This is a genomic window from Halalkalicoccus sp. CGA53, from assembly GCF_036429475.1.
In the GTDB taxonomy this organism is placed as follows: Archaea; Halobacteriota; Halobacteria; order Halobacteriales; family Halalkalicoccaceae; genus Natronorarus; species Natronorarus salvus.
Map to the genome: position 1 here is coordinate 1,430,102 of NZ_CP144125.1, position 22,508 is coordinate 1,452,609.

Sequence of the window (22,508 nt, forward strand, 5' to 3'; positions counted from 1 at the left end):
GGGAGCCGAGACGGACGGCCAGCCCGTCGAGGACGTCCTCACGCCCGACTCCGGGGCGAACGGGGAGAGCGTCGATCGGTACCAGGAGGGCGACGTCGACATCGGCGAGCTCGGCGGCCCGGTCGACCTCCCCGAGGAGGAAGAGGAGGAGCCGGTGGTGACGCCCGAACTGTTCGGCGTCGGCCTCGCGGTCGTCGCGGGGCTGGCCGCGGGCGTCCACCGGAGCGGTGCGATCGGCCGCACCCGTCACGCGATCGGGGTCCGCTGGCAGCGCCGCTCGGCCACCCCCGAGGGGACGGTCGAACGGGCCTACGCTCGGCTCGAGGCCGTCCTCTCGCGGGAGTACCGTTCGCGGCGGGCCGGCGAGTCGGTCCGATCGTATCTGAGGACGCTCTCGCTGGTCGGCCTCGACGACCGGGCGACGCGCGTCGGCGAGCTCTACGAGCGAGCACACTACGGCGACGGGGTGGGAGAGGAGGAAGCGGAGGAGGCGGTCTCGCTGGTCGACGCGATGATCAGGGAGCGGACGCCGATCCTCGGACGCCTCCGCTGAGCGGCCCCCGACAGTATTTAATAGGCAGGTTTCGTAGCTCCGAGTGTAATGTCGGAAGTCTGCTCGACGTGTGGATTGCCCCAGGAACTCTGCGTCTGCGAGGACGTCGCCAAGGAGTCCCAGGAGGTCAACATCCGCATCGACGAGCGAAGGTACGGAAAGGAGGTAACGATCATCGAGGGGCTCGACCCACGCGACGTCGACCTTGACAGCCTCTCCTCTGACCTGAAGTCGAAGTTCGCCTGCGGGGGAACCGTCGAGGACGGCTCGATCGAGCTTCAGGGCAACCACAGGGGTCGTGTCGAACCGTTCTTAGAAGAGAAAGGATACTCGGTCGCCTGAACTCGCCACTTTTCGTTTCTCGCCCGTCGAGCGACGGGTACGGTCGCCCGGCCCGCGGGTGATCCGGACCGGTGAGCCGCCGACCCTCGCGCCGACCGGTCTCAGAACGGGGTGTCGGCCTCGTCGTACTCGGTCTCGCCGTCGGTATCGAGGTCGTAGGGCCAGCCCTCGATCCCGGGCGAGAGCGAGTCCACCCGTCCCGAAAAGCCCTCGTAGGAGTCGACGAGTCGGGCGGCCTGCACGCTCGCCTTCCCGTGGGGACAGACGGTCACGACGCGGTCGGCGTCGGCCAGATCGTCCACCCGTCCCGTGAGCTCCGCGAACGGCACGTTCTCGCTCCCCGGGATGTGTCCGCGCGAGAACGCTCCGGGGGATCTGATGTCGACGATCCGCACGTCCTCACCCGCCTCGATCAGCTCGTTCAGTTCCTCGGCGGTGATCTCGCCGTCGCTCATACGAACGGCTACTCGGGGACGCGATATAAGGAGCCGGGTCGCCGCTACTCGTAGGGATCGTCGTAGAAACTCGTCGTTCCTCGACTGCGAATCGAACGACACCGGTGATGTGCACACCTGAGAGATACGATCGGCTACGACGATCCCTATCAGAGCAGGCCGTCCTCTCGGGCGAGCAACAGGCCGTCGATCGTCGCGCCGTTGGTCGGCGGTGTCCGTGCGACGTCGACGGCCTCCTCGACCGGGACCGGCCGCACTGCGAGGAACTCGTTCTCGTCGAGACGTTGTTCGACCGGGGTGAGCCCCTCGGCGAAGACGATTCCCCGTTCGTGGCGCATCGCGCCAGTCGAGACCCAGTAGCGCTGGAGCAGCGAGGCGCTCTCGGCGGCGAAGCCGGTCTCCTCCTCGAGTTCGCGAAGCCCCGCCTCGGTGTAGGACTCGCCCTCCTCGACGATCCCCGCCGGGAGCTCCATCTGGGTTTGGCGGATCACCGGCCGGTACTGCTCGACGAAGACGACGCGCTCGCCCGCCCGGCCCGACCCTCGCTCCCGGTCCGTTCCGACCCGGTCGCCCTCGTCGGCGACCGCCGGCCCCTCGGCGACCGCGACGACCACCACCGCCGGTGGCAAGTCGGCCCAGTAGTACCGCTTCTCGGTGCCGTTGGGCTGCTCGACCAGGTCGTAGCCCCCGTCGTACCAGCCGGTCTCGTACTCGACGGCCGACTCGACCACCGGCCACTCGCCCTCGCCGACGGTGCGTTCGGGTCGGTCACCGCGCCCTCGCTCTCCGCCGTCTGACTCCTCAGGCATCGTCTACCCGTGTGAGTTCGACGCGGTAAGTCGTTCCGTCCGACTCGACGGCGATCCGGCCCTCGTCGTCGACCGCGTCGGGGACCTGCCCGGCGAGCGCGCTCATCTCGTCGAACGGGGTGTGTGTGAACCACTCCTTCACCCCGAACCGGTCGTCCTCGTACTCCTCGGAGACGCCCTCCGAGAGCGCCGTCGTCACGTAGGGGTACTGCTGGCTCGACAGCGCGTCGCCGTCGGCGGCGTCCGGGTCGTCCGCTATCTCCTCGGCGGTGATGACGTAGACGTCGCCGCCGCCGAGGAACTGCGGGAGCGCCCCCAGCGCGAGCAATGCGACGAGCGTGAGAGCGATCAGACCCAGGGCGAGCTTCGTTGCGCGTCTCACACGATCGGTTGGGACCGGCCGGGAAAGTCGGTTGCGGTCGGTCCGGACGAGTGGCTCTCCGCGCTACGATCCAACTGCGGGGTGGACGATCGATCTGATCCGATACCTCGCTCATTCGCTGGCCCGTCCCCCTTCGACCTCCTGGTTCATCCCCCCGTGATTCCACGCGAACAGCTCCGCGTCGTCTTGCATCCGGTAGGGAGCTATTCCAACACCGCCCTCCTGATACGGATCGCTGTCCGTCCGTACCGGCGGACCGGTAACCCGCCGCTCGGCCTCATACGGTCTGCTGTACCGACGATCAGCGGGTTCGGGCAGTTGGCCGCGGGAACGGAATTCGTCCGTCAATCGAGCGTCGGACGGTCTCATCGGTCCAGAACGCGTGGAACGCACATTCGTGCGTTCACGCCACTGGTGGAAGCCGTCTGGTGAACTCGACAGTGCGTGCATCGTCCATACCCCTCCAACGGTCAGTACAGGGGAGCTACTTACACAGACTGCTGTCAGTCAGTACCGGCCCAAGGGCGACCGTCCTGCGGTTGCGCCGGCAAATCGTTACAGCAGACCGTATTAGCCTTCGCTCGCCTCTAGATACTCTTCACGTGAAATCGTATATCCGTGAACATCGGCAACGGTGTCCGGGAGTGATGGCCAGTTGCGTCGCAAGCCCTCGTACTGGCCGCCGTACCGTTCGACGTACTCGGTGATAGCCCGTCGAGACTTCTCGTTCCCGTCGATATGAGCGGCGACGACGAGTTCGAGACCGTGTCGGTCGAACGCGAGGGGAGGATCGCATCGGCCCGTTCACCGGAATATCCACGACCCCAAAATCGCTTGTCGAGGAGAATCCCAAGGTTTGCGGATCGCTTTTGCCAATCCGGGTACAGTCCCGTCGTGCCTGCGACGACGCCTGCTCCGTCCTCCCCGTCCTTCGGTCGGACCACGTATTTCGCACCCTCGACGTCGTCTCACAGCCGTTCAGCCTCGTCTACGTAGTCGTACGTCTCTTTCACCGTCTCGTGGGGCGACGAATCCCAGTACTCGAACATCTCCTCCGTATCGTCTCCGTTGGAGTAGAGTTCGTGAAGCGCGAATACATCGACGGAGTCATGCGAAATGCGTTCGAGGTCAAGTCGGTCCGTCTCGATGTGTTCAGGGAACATAGTGTATCATCAACGGTTGTCGACCACTCGTATCGGTCCACCAGCGTCCTTCCATGCCGAGGCCTCACCGGCGAGGTGTCCGACGCGGTCGAATCCCAGTTCCTGCGCCCGCTGTGCAGCCAGCGCCGAGCGTGCACCACCCGCACAGTAGAAGATGATCTCGGCTGCATCGTCGAGTTCACGCACGTACCGCGTGTTGTCGGGATCCAGATGAGCCTCCAGGTGTCCCCTCGACGCGTGGATGGCTCCGGAAATCATCCCTTCGGACAGTTCGACAGCGCCACGGACGTCCACGAAGAGGACCTGCGTTTCGTCGCCCAGATCAATTGCTTCCGCTGGCGTATACACCCTGACGGTGGCTTCAGCCACTCTGACCAGCTCGTCGTATCCAGTCGATATACTGTCCCTGTGACGCACCCGTTGTGCTTCCGTCGGTACCTTCGTTGTATCCCGGACTGATGGTTGCGCCGCTGATCCCTCTGCTAGCTGTAGTCCCTCCTCCGACGATCCGCCCGTCGTCGATTCGTCAGCATCACTCATCGTCAGCCCCTCCATCAGTCCGCGCCGATTCGGACGGCGTGGCGCCGTGATTGCGGCTGAACACGTTCGTCGGGTCGTACTGGCCCTTCACCTCGACTATCCGGTCGTCCGTCTCGTCACGCGCGGGAGTCCGTTGGGTTTCTCCGCCCTCGCCCTCGCCCAGTCCAGGGAAGTTTCGGTAACTCTCACCCGGGGAGTGGACCTGCATGTCCCGCTGGAAGGACCGCGCCCACTCGAGGACCGCGTCGTCTTCCGCGGGGTCGTCCCATTTCCCGTCGATAGCGAGGAGATACGGGTGCTCCCGGCCGCTGAACGCCGTGGCGTGCTCCGGGACGTCAGCGATCGCCCCACCGAGGTTCCACACGTAGTAGAGCACCCGGGGGTCCGGCCGCGTCTCGGCCCGATCGAGGAGATCGGCGATGACCTCGTCGTCCAGCGAATCGAGGTAGACCGACCCCTGGTAGTACCGGTGCTCCTGAGCCGGGAAGAACGGGTCGAACCCCTGCTGGAGGTCGAGGTACCGGGTCCGGCCACTGAAGTCGAACAACGGCGAGCCGAACTCCCGAAGTGGCCGGAGGAGGTCCTCACCCTCCTCGGGGTCGCCAGAGTGGACGGCGGTGATGATAGCGACGGGGTCATCGTGATGCTCCTCCGGAAAGTGGGGGTCTTCCGGTACGCCCCAGATGATCGCCTCCCCACTGACCGTTCGCGGCGCGGTCTCGGCGAAGTCGCGCCAGGTCTCGAAGGCCGCCGTCGCGTCCTCGATGGAGTGCCACGTCTCCACCGTGGCCACCTCGGTCCCGATCCGATGCGCCTCGAACTCGAAGGCGGTCACGATGCCGAAGGCACCGCCACCCCCGCGGACCGCCCAGAAGAGGTCCGCGTGCTCGTCCTCGCTGGCAGTCAGGAAGCGGCCGTCGGCAGTGACCAGATCGACCGAGACGAGGTTGTCGCAGGTCAGGCCGTACGCTCGTCGGAGGTGACCGTACCCGCCGCCGAGTGTGAGGCCCGCGACACCAGTGTGGGAAACGACCCCACCCGGAACGGCGAGTCCGAACGCCTGCGTCGCATGATCGACGTCCCGCCACGTGGCACCGCCGCCGACGCGTACGCGTCGGGCGTCGGGATCAACGTTCACCCAGTTCATCGGAGAGAGATTGATGACGATCCCGTCGTCACAGGTTCCGAGGCCTGCGGCGTTGTGCCCGCCGCCGCGGACGGCAACGAGCAGGTCCCGCTCGCGGGCGAACTCGACCGCATCGATCACGTCAGCGACGTCCTGGCATCGAGCGATCACGGAAGGATGTTTGTCGATCATGCCGTTCCAGACGGCGCGAGCGTCGTCGTAGTCGGAATCCCCAGGCCGAATCAGATCGCCGAGAAAGTCCGCGTCGAACTCGTCGAATTGGTCACCGTTTTCTGCTTCAGATCCCATACGACACGATCCGACCGCGAAATCGTTATAGATTCCTACTGAAATATTCCGCCGCGCGGAATCTTTCACGGGGTGAAACACCGACGGGTTGGACCACAGTGATGCGGCCGCTCAAAACGATGGCAGGGAATCGCGTTCGTAGACGTCTCCGAGCGGCCGGGCTTCGGCACGAAACCGTTCGTAGCACGACTCCGCCCACGTCCACACGTCGGGACTCGTCGTCTCGACGAGCGCCTGCAATCTTCCCAGTTCGTGATCGTAACAACAGATGGTCACGCGGTCGTCGAACAGACAGAGTTCGTACCGATCGTCGATTGGAAGGTCCTCGTGTAGCAAGACGGTGTAGCTCTCGCTGTCGGCTGCGTTCATGATCGTCTCTGTGTCTCCCCACGACAGGAGTTCCTCGAACACTTCGGGCGGATAGATATACTCACACTGGAACTCGTCCCCCTGGTCGAGGAACCGACCGAACGAGGTCTCCAACGTCCGCAGCCCCAACATCGCCACACCGACCCCACGCCACGTCGCAGTCTCCGTGATCAGTTCGATACGGCGTTCGATCAGCCGATCCGGATACCCGGGACTGGGATATGTGACCTCTACATCCGTAAATAACTCGACGCTGAAACCGTCGAATTCGTGTGGTAACCACTGCCAGACGTCACGAAGTCGGTGCTCGACGGTCATCGCGTCCACGAACTCCGCGAGTCGTTCGGCGACGAACTCGCCCAGGCCGGTCAGCTGGTACGTCCCGCCCTCCCGTTCGACCCAGTTGCGCTCCTCGAAGTCGGTGAGGATCCGGCTCATGGTTGGCGACGAAGCCCCCGTCGCGGATCGCAACCCGTCACGGTCGCTCGGGCCCGTGGTCAGTGCGTCGAGCACGGCTACGCGGTGGTCCGACGTGACGAGAAATTCGATGTCGTCGGGTGTCGGGTCCATAGTCGTGGTATGTAATGCCACACATTAATCGTCTCGGTGGGTGCCCGACGACCAGTCGCCCCCGGGCAAAACGATACATATCGCATTCGCATCCGTCGTGAGCGACGCTTCCACGAGTGAACGTATCCAAAGAAGAGGAGTTCGACGGGGGCAGATAAAACGAGCTAGCAACCTGACCTACTCGATGATATCTACGGAACGAAATCGTTCGATCTGCGATCGATGAGTCCGGGCGATTCACCGTGAGGTCCGGACGGGACCGTCATTCGTGCAGAACGTCCCGATACAGCCGTCCGAACGCCATCCTGCGCAGCGTCCCCCGCGCCGCCTCGGGTTCGTTCTGGTAGGTCGCGGCGAGTCCCTCCCCCGAAAAGGCGTGCCAGACGACGCGGTCGACGTTCTCGCCGCCCATGACCGTCACCTCTCCGTCGAACTCCCCCTTCCAGGTCTCGAACTCCTCGCGGCTCCCGTCGGTGACCGAGAGCAGCGAGGCGTAGAGCGCCTCGTGTGCCGTCGCGTACACACCGTCAGTGACGCGCTGGTCCATCTCCTTGCGGTCGAAGCCCATCGCGCGGGCGGACTCCCGTACCACCGTCGTCGCCGTCGGTGCGAGCGATCGGTAGGCCTCACGCGCCTCGTCGGTCGTCTCGGGGCGGAGCAGTCCGTGTGTCTCCATGCCCCTCGATTCCGTCCCCGTCACTACCCGTCTTCCGTTCCGGACTCGGACTCCTCGTTGCCTCCCTCCGGTCTCCCGATCATCTCGCGGGTCATCGCCTCGGCCTCGGCGAGTACCTCCTGCGCTTCGGCGTCCAGATCCGGCCTCCTCGTCGGTCCGCCGTGTGCGTCCCCCTCGGCGAGTCGTTCCTCGGTCGTCGCCTCGACCTCTCGCTCCTGCGCGTACTCGCTCACTTCGGCCCCGAGACCGGCGGGGTCGCGCTCGCCCCAGTCGGGGACGTGGTCGTCGAGCCAGGTCTCGTGTGCGTCGTCGCCGCCGATCGCGGTGAACGCGAGGTGGTTCGCCAGGTGCGCGGCGTCGCGCTGTGGTGCCTCACAGACCGGACAGGCGTAGCCCATGCCGGGTTGAGGGGGTCGAGTCGGAAAGCTCTTGACGAAAAACGGTCAGTTGCGCCGTTCGAGGACGTAGCGCTCGCCGTCGAACTCCAGCGTTGAGTCGGCGTCGGTCGAGTGCTTGCCGAGGTACTGTGCGGAGCGGATCCCGATCGACTCGGTCGGCACACTGACGCGGCCGAGCGCGCTCGTGATCAGCTCGAATCTGCTCGTGAACGGTTCGAGGAGTCCCTCGCGTCGCGTTCGTTCCATACTCCTGATACCCCTCGTTCCCTGAAGACGGTTGCGAGAATCGTGACCGCATGGCCCATAGGGTCTGTGTAGCAGTAACACTGCCCCCGTACCCGACCGAAATGTAGGAAACTGGTGAACGATGTCCGGGGTCGCCCACGGGCGGCTCAGTCGTGGATCAGGACGTCGAGGACGGTCGGCCCAGGGTCAGAAAGCGCCTCCTCGAGCGCACCCCCGAGCCCCTCCGGGTCGTCGACCAGCCGTGCGCTCGCGCCGTGGCTCTCCGCGTTCGCGACCAGGTCGACCGGCGGCTCGAACTCGGTCGCGACGAACGCGTGATCGGCCTCCTCTCCCCCGAAGATCCGCATCGTGTTGTCCTTCAGTATTCGATAATTTCGGTTGTCGGCGATTACAACTGTTAGATCGAGGTCGTGCCGCGCGGCCGTGTAGATCGCGTTCGGGTAGTAGAGGTACGAGCCATCGCCGATGAACCCGAGCACCTCGCGACCCTCCTCACCCCGCTCGTCCTCTGCGAACGCGGCGCCGATACTCGCCGGCAAGCCGTAGCCCAGCCCGCCGCTCTTGTTCCCCAGCAGCTGTCCGGGGCCGAGGTGGAGCCGTCTCCGGAGCGGTGCGCCCGCAGTGACACCCTCGTTGACCAGTAGCACCTCGCCCGCGGTCGCCGCGAGCGCCCGCGCGAGGTCGTCCTTCGAGGCGCGAGGGTCGTCGCTCTCGCCCTCGCTCCCCCCGCCTCCACGCCGGTCGAGCGCGGACTCGATCCGGCCGGTTCGAGCGGAGCGTTCGTCCTCCGAGAGTCGCTCACCGATCCTGTTCGCGAGTTCTCTCAGCACCGTCCCGGGATCGCCGATCACGGTGTGGTCCGCCGGCTCGTTCTTCCCGAGTTCCCACGGGTCGTCGCCGATCGCGATCAGGGTTGCCTCGGCGGGCACGCGACGGCCGTCGTAGCGGAGCGAGGGGGTGTTCGTCGAGCAGCCGACGAAGACGAGGCAGTCGGCCTCGGCGAAGCGCCCGGCGGCGACCGAGGCGTCACCGGGGAGGTGAGTGTCCCAGAGCGGGTGGTCGGTCGGGAACGAGGACTCGCTCGTGATGTACTCGCCACAGACGCGTGCGCCGCTTGCTTCGGCGAACTCGACGGCCGCCGAAACCGACCGATCGCCACCGCGAGCGACCCCGTCGCCGATCACCGCGAGCACCGACTCCGCCTCCGAAATCGCCTCCGCGGATCGTTCGATCGCCCCAGCATCACCTCGACCGGCGGTCGGGATCTCACCCAGTCGTTCCGGTTCCCGCTCCGTCTCGGCGAGCGCCACGTCGAGCGGTAGTGCGAGGAAGACGGGTCCCGTCGGCGGCGTGAGCGCGACGCGGACCGCCCGCCGGAGCATCGTCGGCAGGGCGTCGACGTGTTTCACCTCCGCCGCCCACTTCGTGAACGGCTCGGCCATGCGGACGAGGTCGCCCGTAAGGATCGGCTCCTCGTGCTGGAAGTCGGTGCTGTAGTTGCCGGCGGTGAGCAGCAGGGGAGCACCCGTGTAGCTCGCACCGTGGAGGTTGCCCAGTCCGTGGGCGAGCCCCGGAGCGACGTGGACGTTCGCGACGCCGAGCGACAGCACCTCCGGGTCCTCGTGGGCGTGGTACCGCCGCGCGCTCGCGTAGCCCGCGGCCGCCCCGACCGCGACGTCCTCGTGGAGCGCCAGGACGTACTCGATCGAACTTTCGCCGACCCGCTCGCTGATCGGGAGTTCTGTGGTACCCGGGTTCCCGAAGAGCTTCGTGACGCCGTACGATTCGAGAGCCTTGACGAAGACGTCCGCGCCCGTGTGCATACACGGTCCTCGTCGGTCCCGGGCTAAACGGTATGCCCTCCGGCACGGCTCTCTCCCTCTCGTCTCTCCTCGTGGACGCCGTTCGCGGCGACGTCGCGTGCTACCCTGGCGAGCGTGTCCACGCCGATCCCGAGCGCACGCTCGTCGAAGTCGAACGTCCCGGCGTGGTGCGGCCCCGCGAGGTCCGCGCCAACGATCGCGTACGTCGCCTCCCCGCCGTGCTCTCTGACGCGTCGAAGCAGGAAACAGGCGTCCTCGCTCCCGCTGACCAGCCGGTGGGATTCGACGTGCTCGACGTCTTCTGTACCTGAGACGACCGCCGCGACGCGCTCGGCGAACGCCGGTCGGTGGGGTACAGATATCGCCCGCGCCCTCTGTTCGATCTCGACTTCGACGCCGTGGGTGTGTGCCGCCCCTTCGATCGCTCGGGTCGCTCGTTCCCGTGCGTACTCGTAGAGCGCGTCGCTCTCGCCCCGCGTCTCGACTTCCATCACTGCACGCTCGGGGATCACGTTGCTCGCGGTCCCCGCGTCGAGTCGCCCGACGTTCACCCGGGTCATTCCCTCGGAGTGTCTGGGGATCGCCTGTATCGCACAGGTCGCGCTCGCCGCCGCGTGGAGCGCGCTCGCGCCCTCCTCGGGGGCGGCCGCGGCGTGAGCCGATCTCCCGGTGAACGTCACCTCCATCGAGCCCGCGGTGAGGAACTCCACCCCGGAGACGACCGTTCCGGTCGGGATTCCGAGTCCCAGGTGGACCGCCACCAGCGCGTCCATGTCGTCGAGGTGTCCCCCCGAAGCCATCGCCCGCCCGCCGCCGAGGCCCTCCTCCGCGGGCTGGAAGAACAGCTTCAGGGTGCCGTCGAAGCCCTCGTCCGAGGCGACCCGCTCTGCCAGACCGAGTCCGATCGCCGTGTGGCCGTCGTGACCGCAGGCGTGCATCTCGCCCGCGTGCGTCGACTGGAACCCCTCGTTCGCCGGGAGGTGTCCGTCGTCGGCCTCCTCGACCGGGAGCGCGTCCATGTCCACTCGGAACCCGACCGTGGGCCCGTCCCCGTGTTCCAGCGTCCCGACGACGCCGGTGAGTCCGCCCGCCATCCGATCGACGAGGTCGGGATCTGCACCCTCCCCGACCGCTCGCTCGGCCGCCCGTTCGAGCTCCTCGGGTCCGGGTCGTCGCGCCTCGGTCGTGGGATCGACCACGTCCGGACCGACGGCGACGTCGAAGCCCAGTTCCGCGAGCCTCTCCGCGACGATCGAACTCGTTCGGAACTCGCACCAGCCCCGTTCGGGGTGAGCGTGGAGGTCGCGCCGGAGTTCGACGACGTGTTCCGTACTCATGGCGGGGAGAGTCGCCTCCCTCACAAAGCGTTTGGCCTCCCGGTCACTCGCCCGGGACTGCTCTCTCCTCCTCGCCCCAGGGCCACTCCTTTCCCTCCCCGGCCCACGGCCAGCTCCCGACCGCTTTCATCCCCACGTCGAAGCCGCCCTCCTCGGTGGCCTCTCTGATCTCCTCGTCCCCCTTTCGACCGATCTCCCTGTCGGCCTCCGCGAGCTTCACGGTCCCCGCTGCGAGCAGCACCGTCAGGTCGCGCAGGTCGCGGCCGTCGAGCTTGTCGAGCGTATCGGCGTGGGTGTGGCCCCAGCCGCGGCCGCTCTCGCCCGCGAGCGCCCGGCCCTGCACCCCGGGAACCCCACGCTGGACGAACGGCCAGTGGTCGCTGTGAGGCCTGATTCCCGAACTGACGTGGACCGGCGCGTCGAACTCCTCGGCCACCTCCTCGAACGCCTCGCCGACAGGTTCGAACCCGTGGGTGTAGATCGCCAGGTTCCGCGAGTAGCCCGCCCCGTCGAGGTTGAGGACGCACTTCACGGTCTCCAGGTCGCGCATGTGCGTCCAGTAGTAGGCCCCGTAGAGGCCGGTCTCCTCCGCGCCGAACGTGACGAGGCGGACCCTCGTCTCGAGGTCCTCTTCCATCCCCGCGAGTAGCCGTCCCACCTCCGCGACGAGCGCACAGCCCGCACCGTTGTCGTTCGCCCCCTCGCCAACGTCGTGCGCGTCGATGTGCGCCGTCACGAGCACCTCCTCTTCGGTGTCGGGTCCGACGACGCCCTCGACCGTCCGGGAGCGTGTCGGCTCGTTCCGACACTCGACCGAGAGCGTCGTCTCGACCGACTCGCGCTCGCAGTAGCGGACGAGGCGGCTCCCCAGCTCTTTCGAGACACCGACGGCGGGGATCGGCCCCGGGCCGGTTCTCGCACCGACGTCGCCGGTCGGGGGGAGACAGCCCTCGACGTGGTTCCGGAAGACGAACCCCGCTGCCCCCGCCTCGGCCGCCCAGGCGTACTTCTCGCCACGATGTACCCACCGGCCGTAGTCGTCGGGCGTGAGACTCGACGCCATCACGAGTTTCCCCTCTAGCTCTCGTTCCTCGAAATCCTCGGGGAGGCCGTCGCCGATGTCGACGAGTTCGCCGCTCACCTCGCCCGCTGGTGTCCCCGGCAGCGCGACGAGTTCGTTCGACTCCTCGAACCGCCTGTCGCCGATCGCAAGGGAGGTCTCCCCGCGCCACCAGCCGGGGATCGGGAACGCGGTCGTCTCGACCTCCCGAATCCCGTTCTCCACGAACCGCTCCGCGAGCAGCGCCGCGGCCTCCTCCTCGCCATCGGTCCCCGGCATCCGGTTCCCGACGTCGACCAGCGATTCGATCAGCTCTATCCCTCTCGTGCTCGTGTAGGCGTCACCGACGAGTTCCGTGGGCAGTGTTCCCATGACTGGGGCTCACGGGACCGTCGTATGTCGGTTTCGATCGGCTCCCGAACCGTGAGAAACCACGACGAACTACCGACCGAGCGCACAGACCATCACGATCGCCGTCTCGCCGTCCTGGTAGTAGCCGGGAACCTGCCGCTGGGGCTCGAAGCCGAACCGACGATAGAGCGAGCGCGCTGCGGCGTTCCCCACCCGGACCTCGAGTTTCACCCGTGCACAGCCCGCCGCCGCGAGCGCGCCGAGCGCCCGCGCGAGCAGGTCCCGGCCGATTCCCCGTTCCCGATACTCGGGATGGACCGCGATGTCCTTCACGTGGCCGATCGGCCGGCCGTGGTTCGGCACGCTGTCGGCGACGACGTAGCCGACGACCGCATCCCCCTCGCGCGCGACGAGGAATCCGGGTTCGGAGAGAAAGCGCTCGAACGCGGCGTAGGGCCACGGCTCGGCGAAGGAGGCGCTCTCGATCCGGTAGACCGAGAGCAGGTCCGCGCGGGTTGCCCGCTCGATCCGAAGGGGCGAAGCCGTCGTCACGATGGTCGGTACGAATCCGCCGGACAAAACGTCTCGGGCCGTCCCCTACCGGTCGTCGGTCGCCTCGCCGGGCCCGCCCGGCTCCTCGGGTCGCGCGCCGTCCTCGGCCTCCGGTCGGTCGTCCATCGCTCCCGGGCGCCCTTCCTCTCCGGGGTCGACCCGTCCGGGGTCGCCGGTTCCCGGCACGCCCGCACCGGGGTCTTCCATCCCGGTCGGGTCCGGGTCGTCAATCTGTTCGCCCGGCTCGGCGTCGGCGTACTTCCCCGCCGCCGCGTCGCTTCCATCGTCCGTAGGATCGTCGATCGGTGATCCCCTTTCGTCCCTGTGTTCGTCCTCGACCTCCTCGGTCGTTCGGATCACGACCTCGCCCTCGTCGATGCGCTCGATCCGGCCGTCGGGGATGGGCTTCGAGCCGTCGGCGTCACCCCACCCGAGTCTCGCCGTGACCGACTCGACGATTCCCGTGTCGACGTCGACGAAGAGCGTCCCCGCCTCGACGGCCGAGACGACGCCGACCGTCTCGCCGTCGGTGCTGACGACGTCCTTTCCCTCGTCACCGTCTTCGGGGTGTATCCTCGGGTTGCTCGCCATAGCTGTCGTACGGAACGGCTCTCCGGTGCAAAAGGCGTCTGCAGTCACCTGCAGACGGTACCGCTTACCGCCGTTCAGTCGTCGGCCTGTCCGGCTGAGACCGCAGGGAGTCGACTTCGTCTCCTCCCCGTTCAGTCGTCAGCCGGAGCCGCACCGCTTCCGCCCTCGGCCTGCTGTTTCGTGTAGGTGAGCTTCCCGCCGGCGGCGACGATCTCGCGCTCGCGCGGGCTGGCGCTGAGGTAGGCGCTCGCCTCCCAGTCGTCGTTGACACGGATGGTGAACTCGTTCTGACCGGAGGTGAGTCCCTCGGCGACGTCGTCGACGACCTGGATGTCGTCGCCCTGCTCGATCCGCTCGTAGCTCTCCGAGTCGATCGTGTACGGGACGATCCCGAAGTTGAACAGGTTCGCCTTGTGGATCCGGGCGAAGCTCTCGGCGAACACCGCCTCGATGCCGAGGTACATCGGACAGAGCGCGGCGTGCTCTCTCGAAGAGCCCTGCCCGTAGTTCTCGCCGGCGACCAGCACGCCGTTTCCGGCCTCCAGCGCTCGCTCCGAGAAGGTGTCGTCCACCCGCGAGAGGGTGAACTCCGAGAGCTTCTCGATGTTCGAGCGGTACATCAGGATGTCCGAACTCGCGGGGATGATGTGGTCGGTCGTGATGTTGTCCTCCATCTTGAGCAGCGCCTCGCCGCCGATGTGCGAGCCGAGGGGCTCTCTCAGGGGGACGTCGCCGATGTTCGGGCCCTTGATGAGGCCGTCGTCGACCGCCTCGTTCGGCGGGATGAGGTCGGCCTTCGAGCCGTCGTACGTCTCGGGCATCTCGAGGCCGGGGTCTTCGAGATCGCCGAGCTCCTCGGCGAGATCTCTGGGATCGACGATCTCGCCGGCGAGCGCCGCAGCGGTGGCGACCTCGGGCGAGCAGAGGTAGACTGAGTCGTCCTCGATCCCCGAGCGTCCCTCGAAGTTACGGTTGAACGTTCGAAGCGAGACGGAGTCGCTGCCGGGGACGTGGCCGATGCCGATGCAGGGTCCGCAGGTCGCCTCGGAGAAGTTGACGCCGGCGGCCATCATCTCGGCGGTCCAGCCCTCGCGGGCGAGCATCTCGGAGGCCTGCTTCGAGGCGGGCGCGACGATCATGTCGGTCGTCTTCGCGATCTCACGGCCCTCGAGCATCTTCGCCGCGGGGAGGATGTCCTCGTAGGCACCGTTCGTACAGGAGCCGATGATCACCTGATCGACGGGGGTGCCGGCGACCTCGCGCACGGGAACGATGTTGTCGGGCATCGAAGGTTCGGCGATCAGCGGCTCGAGCTCCGAGAGGTCGATGACGACCTGGTCGTCGTACTCGGCGTCGTCGTCGGGCTGGAGGTCGACGTAGGTGTCCTCGCGGCCGAGCTTGGCGAGGAACTCCCTCGTGCGCTCGTCGGTCGGGAAGATCGAGCTCGTCGCGCCGAGTTCGGTCCCGAGGTTGGTGATCGTCGTTCGCTCCGGTACCGAGAGCGTCTCGACGCCGGGGCCGGTGTACTCGAAGATCTTGCCGACGCCGCCCTTGACGGTGAGTTCTCCGAGGAGGTGGAGCGCGACGTCCTTCGCGGTCGCCCACTCGGGCAGTTCACCCTCGAGACGGATCTCGACGATCTCCGGCATGTCGATGTAGTACGCCCCGCCGCCCATCGCGACGGCGATGTCGAGACCGCCGGCTCCGATCGCGAGCTGGCCGAGCCCGCCGGGCGTCGGGGTGTGGCTGTCGGCCCCCAAGAGCGTCTTGCCGGGTGCGGCGAAGTTCTCCTTGTGGACCTGGTGGCAGATGCCGTTACCGGGTCGGGAGAAGTGCGCGCCGAACGTGCCCGCCGCGGACCGGAGGAAGCGGTGATCGTCGGTGTTCTTGAAGTCGAACTGGTAGGTCTGGTGGTCACAGTACTGGGCGGCGAGTTCGGTCTGGACCTCGTCCAGATCGAGCGCCTCGAACTGCAGCCAGACCATCGTCCCCGTCGTGTCCTGGGAGAGGACCTGGTCGATCTCGATGCCGATCTCCTCGCCCGTCTCGAGCTCGCCCTCCGCGAGGTGATCCGAGAGGATCTTCTCCGCGACTGTCTGTCCCATATCGTTCGAAAGTCGGCCACGCTCGCGTATAAATCCCGCGTATTTTACTATCGGAAACCCGAATAAACACGCCGACAGAGCGGCAACTCTTGCTTCGGGCACCGGGATCGAAAACGGTACCGGGTCCCACACCCGCCGGGATTCGACACCGTTTAGAGCACGACCGGAGAGTCACGCTCATGTTCCGCGACGGGCGATTCGTGGCCGACCACGTCGAACCGCTGACGGAAGAACAGATCCAGCCGAACGGCGTCGACCTCACGCTGGATTCGGTGTTCGAACCGCTCGAACCCGGCCGGATCGGCCGCGAGGACAAGGAGATCGGCGAACGCCAGGAGGTCGCGACCGAGGAGGTCGGCGAGTCGGTCCCCGACACGTACTACCTCCCACCCGGCGGCTACGTCGTCCGCTACGTCGAGGCGGTCTCGATCCCCGAAGAGCACGTCGGGTTCCTCTACCCTCGCTCGTCGCTCCTGCGAAACGGCTGTATGCTTAACACGGCCGTCTGGGACGCCGGCTACGAAGGGAGGGGTGAAGGGCTGTTGCAGGTCCACACCGACATCGAGATCGAGCGCGGGGCACGGATCGCCCAGCTCGTGCTCACCGAGGCCGAGCACTCCGGGACGTACGCGGGCTCCTACCAGGGCGAGAACCTCGCGGACTGGTCGTAGCCCGGGGGCGAAAGCGCTTATCACGAACGGCAGCGTAGCGTCACCTGAACGACGGTGCCCACCTCGTCCGCCGCGCCGCATTCCGGGAGAACGTCGTAGATGTCCGATACAACCACCGTCACCGTCGACCCGCACGTCCACTCCGAGGGCTCGTACGACGGCCACGAACCGGTCGAACTGATCCTCGAACATGCGAGCGACATCGGCCTCGACTGCGTGGTGATCACCGACCACGACGAGATCGACGAGTCGCTCTACGCCGCGGAGATCGCCCCCGAGTTCGGGCTGATCGGCGTCCCCGGCGTCGAGGTCTCGACCGCCAGCGGCCACCTGCTGGCGATCGGGGTCGAGGAGCGGCCGGAGCGAGGAAGGCCGTTCGACGAGACGGTCGGGATAGTCAGGGACCTCGGCGGGGCGGCGGTCGTTCCACATCCCTTTCAGCGGAGCCGACACGGGGTGAGAAAGCGGTTCATCGAGGACTGCGACGCCGTCGAGGTCTACAACTCGATGCTCTTCACCGGCTACAGGAACCGCCGGGCCGACACGTTCGCCGAGCGCCGTGACTACCCCAAAGTCGGCGCGAGCGACGCCCACTCCCTCCCGAACGTCGGGCGGGCGTACACGGAGGTGACGATCGAGGGAGTCCGAGAGGTTACCGAGGCCGACTCGACGGCCCTCGTCGACGCCCTCCGCGCCGGGGAGACGGCGATCAGTGGCCGGCGGACGCCGGTCCACAAGAGCACCCGACAGTACGCGAGAGGGGCGGTGAAGAAGTCGGCGTACCTCCTCACGAAGCGCCTCCCGGTCGTCCCGACGGTGCCCGCCTCGATGGGTGACTAGAGCAGACTACCGACCCAGCCCTCGAACCCGTCGGGAACCAGTCCTCGGAGCGTCTCCCCGTCGGTCTCCCCGTTCGCGCTCACGAGGTAGGCACGGCCGGGGACCTCGCCGTAGACCTCCTGGAAGTCGTAGACGAAGCCGTAGACCGACTCCCCTTCCGGTACCTCCGACGCGTCCCCGAGGAACGCGACCGCCTCCCGGACGTGGTACTCGACCAGCCGGTTCACGGCCTCGCTCTCGGGCACCGCGGGATCGACGACCCCGTCGTCGAGCGCGCGTTCGACGACCGGGACGAGCAGATCGATCCGCTTCGCGATCCCCGGCGGTTCCTCGCTCGCCTCGCCCCGAACGGCGCGGTACGCGGCCGTGATCGCCCCACAGCCGGTGTGGCCGACGACGACCGTCGTCCGGGTCGCCGTGTGGCGGATCGGATAGAGGACGCTCCCGTCGACGGTGAGCTCCCCGTCACAGCGGTCCCAGACGAGGTTCCCGATCGTGCTCGGGGTGAACAGCCACCCCGGCTCCTCGACCGACCACATCCCCTCCTGGGAGACCCTCGAGTCCGAACAGCAGACGGCGACAGCGGCCGGCTGCTGGCTCGCTCGCACCCCCTCGAAGTACTCCTCCGGCAACCCCGCTTCGTGTCTCCTGTTCCGTTCCAACAACGTTTCGAGCGACGCGCTCGGCATACCGTCCGCTCTCGGCGGGCGGTCAAAGCAGTATGGGTGGACCGTTCAGCCGCAGCCCTCACCCGGTCTCCCATCCCTCGCGAACGCTACACGGGAACTACCGCAGCCGGTCGATCAGCTCCGCCAGCGTCGCCAGATCGAACTGTCCGGGCGCGGTCGCCTCCTCGGATCTGACGGGCGCGTAGCCGATCACGGAGCCGTAGAGCGGCGCGACCGCCCGCGAGTGTCTCCCCGCTTCACCCATCGCCATCGTGGCTATCGGTCCCTCTCCCGAGAGGTCGTGGGTCACCGAGAGCAGCGAGAGGACGTCGGCTCTCCCGCCGGCGGTGACGGCGAGCTTTCCCACGTCGCCGTGGGCGAGCGCCTCCGAGAGCAGCTCACGCATCTCCATGGTCGAGGGCGTCCCCTCGAAGTCGTGGACCGAGGCGATCACGCGCACCTCGCGGTCGCGGGCGGCGTCGAGCAGGGGGTTCGCCTCGCCCCGTCGGAGGCTCTCCAGTTCGACGTCGACCGCCCCGACCGCGTCGTGTCTCGCCGCCTCGGCGAGCGCGTCGAGCCGCCCCTCCTCCCCCGCTCCCCCGCCCTCCCACGCGGCGCGGTTGGTCGCGATCAGCGGGAGTTCGCCGTCGTAGGCGGCGAGCGCGTCGAGCGGACGCTCCGCGAGGTCCATCCGGAACTCGACGCAGTCGGCGTGCTCGCGGGCGACCGGCTCGTCCCCCAGGTCGGCCGTCGCCGCCGCGAGCGTGAACGAGTCGAAACGGAGTCCCATGCGAGAGGTCAGCACGGGGTGCGAAAAACGGTTCCGGTCGCTTTTGTCCGTCGGCGCCGTAGCCGGCATCGAATGGACGAGTTACGACCCGGCAGACGGCGGTTTCTCGAACTCGCGGCGGGAAGCTCCGCGGTCGCCCTGGCCGGCTGTTCCGACGTCCGGGAGGCCCTCGGCGGCGAGGAGACCGAATCGGTCGACGTCCCCTCGGGCGAGGCGACCGTCACCGCAGCCGTCGAACCCAGCGACGAGGCGCTCGCGGAGCTCGAAGCGGAGGTGATAGAGCGCGTCGAGGAGGGCGAGATCGACCAGATGGAAGCCCAGGCGGAGTTCCAGGAGGGTCGACAGGAGCTGATCGCCGAGGCGGCCGAATCGTTCGAGCGCTCGGTGGACTCCGAGACCGAGGTCGCGATCGAGGACTCGATCGCCGAGTTCGGGGCGTATCTCGTCACCGGCGAGCCGGCGGAACTGATCGGACTGCTCTCGCTCGAAACGGTCGGCGCGCTCGTCTCGGGCGAGGTCTTCGACGAGATCGGCGAGGTCCCGGCCGAACCGCCGGAGGAGGCCCCGGAGGACGTCGAAGAGGACGAACTCGAGAACGGGGATGCGGACGACGAGGTCGCGGAGAACGATACGGACGACGGAGGAGCGACCGACGCCAGCGAGGACGACGAGGGCTGACCTGGCGGTTATGCGTCGGAACGGGGAACAGCGGTCAGACAACGATGCTGTCTTCGGCCTCGAGCAGCTCGTGGTACCGGTTCCTGATCGTCACTTCGCTGATGTCGGCGACCTCGCTCACCGCCGCCTGGGTGGTCTTCTCGTTGGTGAGCAACGCGGCGGCGTAGACGGCCGCGGCGGCGAGGCCGACCGGCGACTTCCCGGAGTGGACGCCCTTCTCCTTCGCGTTGCGCAACAGGTCGCGGGCGCGACCTTCTGCCTCGTCCGAGAGGCCGAGTCCACTGGCGAACCGGGGGACGTACTGTTCGGGGTCGGCGGGCCGCACCTCGAGGCCGAGTTCGCGGACGACGTAGCGGTACGTGCGGGCGATCTCGCTCTTCTCGACCCGGCTGACGTCGGCGATCTCGTCGAGCGACCGGGGGACGCCCGCCTGCCGGGCGGCGGCGTAGACGCTCGCGGTAGCGACGCCCTCGATCGACCGTCCGGGGAGGAGGTCCTCGTTGAGCGCGCGGCGGTAGATCACCGACGCGGTCTCCCTGACGTTCGTCGGGAGGCCGAGTGCGCTCGCCATCCGGTCGATCTCGCCGAGCGCCTGCTTCAGGTTGCGCTCCTTCGAATCCCTCGTTCGAAACCGTTCGTTCCACTTGCGCAGGCGCTGCATCTTCTGGCGTTGGCGGGACCCGAGGGCGTTGCCGTAGGCGTCCTTGTTCCGCCAGTCGATGTTCGTCGAGAGGCCCTTGTCGTGCATCGTGTTCGTCGTCGGAGCGCCGACGCGCGACTTCTGGTCTTTCTCTCTGGCGTCGAACGCACGCCACTCGGGACCCCGGTCGACGGAGTCCGACTCGACGACCAGGCCACAGTCGCCACAGACGGTCTCGCCGTGCTCCTCGTCGGAGACGAGGTGACCGCCACACTCCGGGCAGCCGTGGTCCTCGTCTACGCGTTCGTCTTCGTCTCGTTCGCGGGTTCTGATGTTGGAATCTGTCATTATGTGAACCAGGGGAGGGGCTACCGGGTCCGGAATCGGGACTCGGCTAGCTATCGCTGATCGGACGTTAGTCCGAAAGGAATTTAAGTGTTTCGGGTCTCGGATCATCAACCCGGTAGATACCTGTTGATTCGGGCACTCGGCGCCACTAACTCGAAAGGTTAATATGTGGTTACCCTGCCGTTTCCTCCGGGTCAGTGCTCGACGCCGACCCGCTCGTCGCCGCCCTCCTCGATCGCCGTCGAGAGCGAGACCTCGAGCGCGAGCATCGAGGCCGTCCCACCCGCGACCGTCACGAGGTTCTTCAGCAGGTGGTCGACGACGGCCGCGCCGAGGGCGATCGGCAGGCTCGCGGGCAGGAGCGCGACCACCAGCACCGTGAACGCGCCCTCGTAGAGCCCGATCCCGCCGGGCGACAGCGGGAGCACCTTCGCGAGGTTACCGACGCAGACGGCGAGCGTACAGACCCCGAGGATCGCGAGCGGCGCGGCCTGCACCCCGAACGCGCGGAGGACGAGCGCCGCGGCGAGGACGTCGATCGCCCAGATCAGCGCGCTCGCCGCGCCGACCCTGGCGGAGGTCCTCGGCGTCCTCGCGATCGCCTGGACGTCCCCGGCGAACCGCTCGACCGCACGTGTGACACCCTCCGTGTAGGTGTCCTCGCTCGCACGGGCGAGCGCCGGTCGCACGAACCGACGGTCGGAGTGCGCGCTCGCGAGGACGACCACGCAGAGCGCGACGGCGAGCACCCCGACGCCGCCCGCCGCGATCACGCCCACGCGCCCACTTTCGGCGACCGCACCACCTGCCGGGAGGTCGGCGGAGAGCCCCCCCGAACTCGTCATCCCGCTCGCGACCAGCGCGAGGAACGCGCTGGTCGCGAGCGCGGCGATGGTGAGCGTGTCGAAGAGCCGTTCGACCGCGAGCGAGGCGGCCCCCGTCGGGTAGCCCACCCCGCGTCTCACCTTCAGCACGTAGGCCCTGACGGCGTCGCCCGCCCGCGCCGGGAGCGCGACGTTCGCGGTCTGGCTCAGGAAGATCACCCCGGTGAGAAAGCCCACCTCCTCCCGGTGGCCGAGTTCGGCGAGTACGTCCCGATACCTGAGCCCGCGGAGCGGCCACGAGAGGAGGTAGACGGCCACCGCGAGCCCGACGAGGACCGGGTCGGCCGCGCGCACCTCGCTCACCACCGTCCCGAGGTCGACGTACCGGGCGGTGACGGCGAGCGCGAGGAGGACGAGGAGGAGGCCGGCGACGAGACTCACTCGCGTGGTCAGCCGTGGGCGGACCGAGAGCCCCCACCACGTCCGACCGAGCGCACCTCCCATGCCGAGGACGTCCCGAACCGGATCGACGGTCGTCCCCTCGCCCGGCGTCCACTCCACCGGAAGCTCCCTGATCCGGTAGCCCTGGCGCTGGGCGCGGACGAGCACCTCGGTGTCCCAGAACCAGTGGCCGTCCTCGACCTCGGGGAGCAACGAGTACAACACCTCGCGGTCGAACGCCTTGAACCCGCACTGGTGGTCTCTGAGCTCCGAACGCAGGCCGACCCTCACGAGCGCGTTGTAGACCCGACTCGCGACCCTCCGGGAGAGGGGTCGATCGGCGTCGGAGTCCGGCAGGAGCCGCGAGCCGGTCGCGACGTCGTACTCGCCGGATCGGACGCTCTCGACGAGCGGTTCCAGGTGCCCGAGATCGGTCGCGAGGTCGGTGTCGAAGTAGACGAGCACTTCCCCCTCTGCCTCCCGGAACGCCCTGCAGAGCGCCCGTCCTCGGCCGAGGCGCTCGTCGCTGTGGACGTGTCGAACCCGGTGATCGTCGCGGGCGAGTCGGGCGGCGATCTCGGGGGTCCGATCGGAGCAGCCGTCCTCGGCGACGAGCACCTCGAACGCGGGGAGAAACGACTCGCAGGCCTCGATCGTCCGCCGCACGGCCGACTCGATCGTCGCCGCCTCGTCGAACGCGGGGAGGACGACGCTCACGGGCGGACCCATTGGACGAACTGGGCCGCCTCGGAGTAAGTACCTTCTGACCGCGGGCGTTACCCTCGCGTACCAACCGGGGGGACCTCGTCCGGGGCTCACTCGGCTTCGAGCCGGAAAAACGCCGGAAGGAG

At 67.6% G+C, this 22,508-nt stretch carries 24 protein-coding genes and 1 pseudogene; 5 read left to right on the forward strand and 20 right to left on the reverse strand.

Annotation, left to right across the window (positions count from 1 at the left end):
* The first annotated feature begins 253 nt into the window (after positions 1 to 253).
* Positions 254 to 553, forward strand: coding sequence for a DUF4129 domain-containing protein (locus V2L32_RS21115; protein ID WP_409348432.1), 300 nt, complete (start codon positions 254 to 256; stop codon positions 551 to 553).
* A gap of 48 nt (positions 554 to 601) precedes the next feature.
* Positions 602 to 895, forward strand: a complete 294-nt coding sequence (gene yciH / locus V2L32_RS08760; RefSeq protein WP_331236110.1) for a stress response translation initiation inhibitor YciH — start codon at positions 602 to 604, stop codon at positions 893 to 895.
* 101 nt (positions 896 to 996) lie between these two features.
* Here the strand turns inward: yciH and V2L32_RS08765 are convergent, their stop codons facing one another.
* The 16 genes and pseudogenes from V2L32_RS08765 to V2L32_RS08840 all read right to left on the reverse strand — a co-directional run bounded on the left by V2L32_RS08765 (position 997) and on the right by V2L32_RS08840 (position 15,757).
* Positions 997 to 1,350 (reverse strand): rhodanese-like domain-containing protein, encoded by a 354-nt coding sequence (locus V2L32_RS08765; RefSeq protein WP_331236111.1) that lies wholly within the window; start codon positions 1,348 to 1,350, stop codon positions 997 to 999.
* A gap of 149 nt (positions 1,351 to 1,499) precedes the next feature.
* Positions 1,500 to 2,159: an NUDIX hydrolase gene (locus V2L32_RS08770; RefSeq protein ID WP_331236112.1), complete on the reverse strand. Its 660-nt coding sequence runs from the start codon at positions 2,157 to 2,159 to the stop codon at positions 1,500 to 1,502.
* Positions 2,152 to 2,541, reverse strand: coding sequence for a hypothetical protein (locus tag V2L32_RS08775; RefSeq protein WP_331236113.1), 390 nt, complete (start codon positions 2,539 to 2,541; stop codon positions 2,152 to 2,154). Before V2L32_RS08775 ends, V2L32_RS08770 begins: the two co-directional genes overlap by 8 nt.
* 570 nt (positions 2,542 to 3,111) lie before the next feature.
* Positions 3,112 to 3,704: pseudogene (locus V2L32_RS21120) on the reverse strand (GNAT family N-acetyltransferase).
* A gap of 9 nt (positions 3,705 to 3,713) precedes the next feature.
* A complete protein-coding gene (locus V2L32_RS08785; RefSeq protein ID WP_331236115.1) occupies positions 3,714 to 4,259 on the reverse strand; it encodes a rhodanese-like domain-containing protein in 546 nt (181 codons plus the stop codon).
* Positions 4,237 to 5,679, reverse strand: a complete 1,443-nt coding sequence (locus V2L32_RS08790) for an FAD-binding oxidoreductase (RefSeq protein ID WP_331236116.1) — start codon at positions 5,677 to 5,679, stop codon at positions 4,237 to 4,239. Before V2L32_RS08790 ends, V2L32_RS08785 begins: the two co-directional genes overlap by 23 nt.
* Before the next feature lie 111 nt (positions 5,680 to 5,790).
* Positions 5,791 to 6,618, reverse strand: a complete 828-nt coding sequence (locus V2L32_RS08795; RefSeq protein ID WP_331236117.1) for a helix-turn-helix transcriptional regulator — start codon at positions 6,616 to 6,618, stop codon at positions 5,791 to 5,793.
* Between the two features lie 262 nt (positions 6,619 to 6,880).
* A complete protein-coding gene (locus V2L32_RS08800; RefSeq protein WP_331236118.1) occupies positions 6,881 to 7,294 on the reverse strand; it encodes a DUF5809 family protein in 414 nt (137 codons plus the stop codon).
* A gap of 23 nt (positions 7,295 to 7,317) precedes the next feature.
* The gene (locus V2L32_RS08805; RefSeq protein ID WP_331236119.1) at positions 7,318 to 7,692 is read right to left on the reverse strand and encodes a DUF5810 domain-containing protein; all 375 of its coding nucleotides are present in this window, start codon (positions 7,690 to 7,692) and stop codon (positions 7,318 to 7,320) included.
* A 45-nt stretch (positions 7,693 to 7,737) separates the two neighbouring features.
* Positions 7,738 to 7,938 (reverse strand): hypothetical protein, encoded by a 201-nt coding sequence (locus V2L32_RS08810; RefSeq protein WP_331236120.1) that lies wholly within the window; start codon positions 7,936 to 7,938, stop codon positions 7,738 to 7,740.
* A 146-nt stretch (positions 7,939 to 8,084) separates the two neighbouring features.
* Positions 8,085 to 9,761, reverse strand: a complete 1,677-nt coding sequence (locus V2L32_RS08815; protein ID WP_331236121.1) for a thiamine pyrophosphate-binding protein — start codon at positions 9,759 to 9,761, stop codon at positions 8,085 to 8,087.
* Positions 9,762 to 9,784: 23 nt separating this feature from the next.
* Positions 9,785 to 11,098, reverse strand: coding sequence for an amidohydrolase (locus tag V2L32_RS08820; protein ID WP_331236122.1), 1,314 nt, complete (start codon positions 11,096 to 11,098; stop codon positions 9,785 to 9,787).
* A gap of 43 nt (positions 11,099 to 11,141) precedes the next feature.
* Positions 11,142 to 12,530: a M28 family metallopeptidase gene (locus V2L32_RS08825; protein WP_331236123.1), complete on the reverse strand. Its 1,389-nt coding sequence runs from the start codon at positions 12,528 to 12,530 to the stop codon at positions 11,142 to 11,144.
* Positions 12,531 to 12,599: 69 nt separating this feature from the next.
* The gene (rimI, locus tag V2L32_RS08830; protein WP_331236124.1) at positions 12,600 to 13,061 is read right to left on the reverse strand and encodes a ribosomal protein S18-alanine N-acetyltransferase; all 462 of its coding nucleotides are present in this window, start codon (positions 13,059 to 13,061) and stop codon (positions 12,600 to 12,602) included.
* Positions 13,062 to 13,106: 45 nt separating this feature from the next.
* Positions 13,107 to 13,652 (reverse strand): PRC-barrel domain-containing protein, encoded by a 546-nt coding sequence (locus V2L32_RS08835; protein ID WP_331236125.1) that lies wholly within the window; start codon positions 13,650 to 13,652, stop codon positions 13,107 to 13,109.
* 131 nt (positions 13,653 to 13,783) lie between these two features.
* The gene (locus V2L32_RS08840; RefSeq protein WP_331236126.1) at positions 13,784 to 15,757 is read right to left on the reverse strand and encodes an aconitate hydratase; all 1,974 of its coding nucleotides are present in this window, start codon (positions 15,755 to 15,757) and stop codon (positions 13,784 to 13,786) included.
* Between the two features lie 140 nt (positions 15,758 to 15,897).
* Between V2L32_RS08840 and V2L32_RS08845 the strand changes: the two genes are divergently transcribed.
* Together V2L32_RS08845 and V2L32_RS08850 are read left to right on the forward strand one after the other, a co-directional pair.
* Positions 15,898 to 16,428 (forward strand): deoxyuridine 5'-triphosphate nucleotidohydrolase, encoded by a 531-nt coding sequence (locus V2L32_RS08845; RefSeq protein WP_331236594.1) that lies wholly within the window; start codon positions 15,898 to 15,900, stop codon positions 16,426 to 16,428.
* A gap of 99 nt (positions 16,429 to 16,527) precedes the next feature.
* Positions 16,528 to 17,268, forward strand: coding sequence for a PHP domain-containing protein (locus V2L32_RS08850; protein ID WP_331236127.1), 741 nt, complete (start codon positions 16,528 to 16,530; stop codon positions 17,266 to 17,268).
* Here the strand turns inward: V2L32_RS08850 and V2L32_RS08855 are convergent.
* A complete protein-coding gene (locus tag V2L32_RS08855; RefSeq protein WP_331236128.1) occupies positions 17,265 to 17,957 on the reverse strand; it encodes a carbonic anhydrase in 693 nt (230 codons plus the stop codon). The genes V2L32_RS08850 and V2L32_RS08855 overlap by 4 nt on opposite strands.
* A gap of 97 nt (positions 17,958 to 18,054) precedes the next feature.
* A complete protein-coding gene (locus V2L32_RS08860; protein ID WP_331236129.1) occupies positions 18,055 to 18,726 on the reverse strand; it encodes a type I 3-dehydroquinate dehydratase in 672 nt (223 codons plus the stop codon).
* Between the two features lie 72 nt (positions 18,727 to 18,798).
* Here V2L32_RS08860 and V2L32_RS08865 point away from each other — a divergent pair, with 72 nt between their 5' ends.
* Positions 18,799 to 19,404, forward strand: coding sequence for a hypothetical protein (locus V2L32_RS08865; protein WP_331236130.1), 606 nt, complete (start codon positions 18,799 to 18,801; stop codon positions 19,402 to 19,404).
* 34 nt (positions 19,405 to 19,438) lie between these two features.
* Here V2L32_RS08865 and V2L32_RS08870 read toward each other — a convergent pair whose 3' ends face one another.
* Positions 19,439 to 20,392: a transcription initiation factor IIB gene (locus V2L32_RS08870; RefSeq protein WP_331236131.1), complete on the reverse strand. Its 954-nt coding sequence runs from the start codon at positions 20,390 to 20,392 to the stop codon at positions 19,439 to 19,441.
* Positions 20,393 to 20,586: 194 nt separating this feature from the next.
* Positions 20,587 to 22,386 carry a flippase-like domain-containing protein gene (locus tag V2L32_RS08875; protein ID WP_331236132.1) on the reverse strand — a complete coding sequence of 600 codons (1,800 nt, stop codon included), beginning with the start codon at positions 22,384 to 22,386 and terminating at the stop codon, positions 20,587 to 20,589.
* Positions 22,387 to 22,508: the final 122 nt, after the last annotated feature.

Bases quoted from the DNA above. Each gene is read 5' to 3' on its own strand.
- V2L32_RS08770 (WP_331236112.1), bottom strand. From the start codon at position 2,159: ATGCCTGAGGAGTCAGACGGCGGAGAGCGAGGGCGCGGTGACCGACCC.
- V2L32_RS08855 (WP_331236128.1), bottom strand. From the start codon at position 17,957: ATGCCGAGCGCGTCGCTCGAAACGTTGTTGGAACGGAACAGGAGACAC.
- V2L32_RS08870 (WP_331236131.1), bottom strand. From the start codon at position 20,392: ATGACAGATTCCAACATCAGAACCCGCGAACGAGACGAAGACGAACGC.
- V2L32_RS08835 (WP_331236125.1), bottom strand. From the start codon at position 13,652: ATGGCGAGCAACCCGAGGATACACCCCGAAGACGGTGACGAGGGAAAG.
- V2L32_RS08875 (WP_331236132.1), bottom strand. From the start codon at position 22,386: ATGGGTCCGCCCGTGAGCGTCGTCCTCCCCGCGTTCGACGAGGCGGCG.
- V2L32_RS08795 (WP_331236117.1), bottom strand. From the start codon at position 6,618: ATGGACCCGACACCCGACGACATCGAATTTCTCGTCACGTCGGACCAC.
- V2L32_RS08820 (WP_331236122.1), bottom strand. From the start codon at position 11,098: ATGAGTACGGAACACGTCGTCGAACTCCGGCGCGACCTCCACGCTCAC.
- V2L32_RS08860 (WP_331236129.1), bottom strand. From the start codon at position 18,726: ATGGGACTCCGTTTCGACTCGTTCACGCTCGCGGCGGCGACGGCCGAC.
- V2L32_RS08810 (WP_331236120.1), bottom strand. From the start codon at position 7,938: ATGGAACGAACGCGACGCGAGGGACTCCTCGAACCGTTCACGAGCAGA.
- V2L32_RS08790 (WP_331236116.1), bottom strand. From the start codon at position 5,679: ATGGGATCTGAAGCAGAAAACGGTGACCAATTCGACGAGTTCGACGCG.
- V2L32_RS08765 (WP_331236111.1), bottom strand. From the start codon at position 1,350: ATGAGCGACGGCGAGATCACCGCCGAGGAACTGAACGAGCTGATCGAG.
- V2L32_RS08815 (WP_331236121.1), bottom strand. From the start codon at position 9,761: ATGCACACGGGCGCGGACGTCTTCGTCAAGGCTCTCGAATCGTACGGC.
- V2L32_RS08850 (WP_331236127.1), top strand. From the start codon at position 16,528: ATGTCCGATACAACCACCGTCACCGTCGACCCGCACGTCCACTCCGAG.
- V2L32_RS08865 (WP_331236130.1), top strand. From the start codon at position 18,799: ATGGACGAGTTACGACCCGGCAGACGGCGGTTTCTCGAACTCGCGGCG.
- V2L32_RS08800 (WP_331236118.1), bottom strand. From the start codon at position 7,294: ATGGAGACACACGGACTGCTCCGCCCCGAGACGACCGACGAGGCGCGT.
- yciH (WP_331236110.1), top strand. From the start codon at position 602: ATGTCGGAAGTCTGCTCGACGTGTGGATTGCCCCAGGAACTCTGCGTC.
- V2L32_RS08825 (WP_331236123.1), bottom strand. From the start codon at position 12,530: ATGGGAACACTGCCCACGGAACTCGTCGGTGACGCCTACACGAGCACG.
- V2L32_RS08840 (WP_331236126.1), bottom strand. From the start codon at position 15,757: ATGGGACAGACAGTCGCGGAGAAGATCCTCTCGGATCACCTCGCGGAG.
- V2L32_RS08785 (WP_331236115.1), bottom strand. From the start codon at position 4,259: ATGGAGGGGCTGACGATGAGTGATGCTGACGAATCGACGACGGGCGGA.
- V2L32_RS08805 (WP_331236119.1), bottom strand. From the start codon at position 7,692: ATGGGCTACGCCTGTCCGGTCTGTGAGGCACCACAGCGCGACGCCGCG.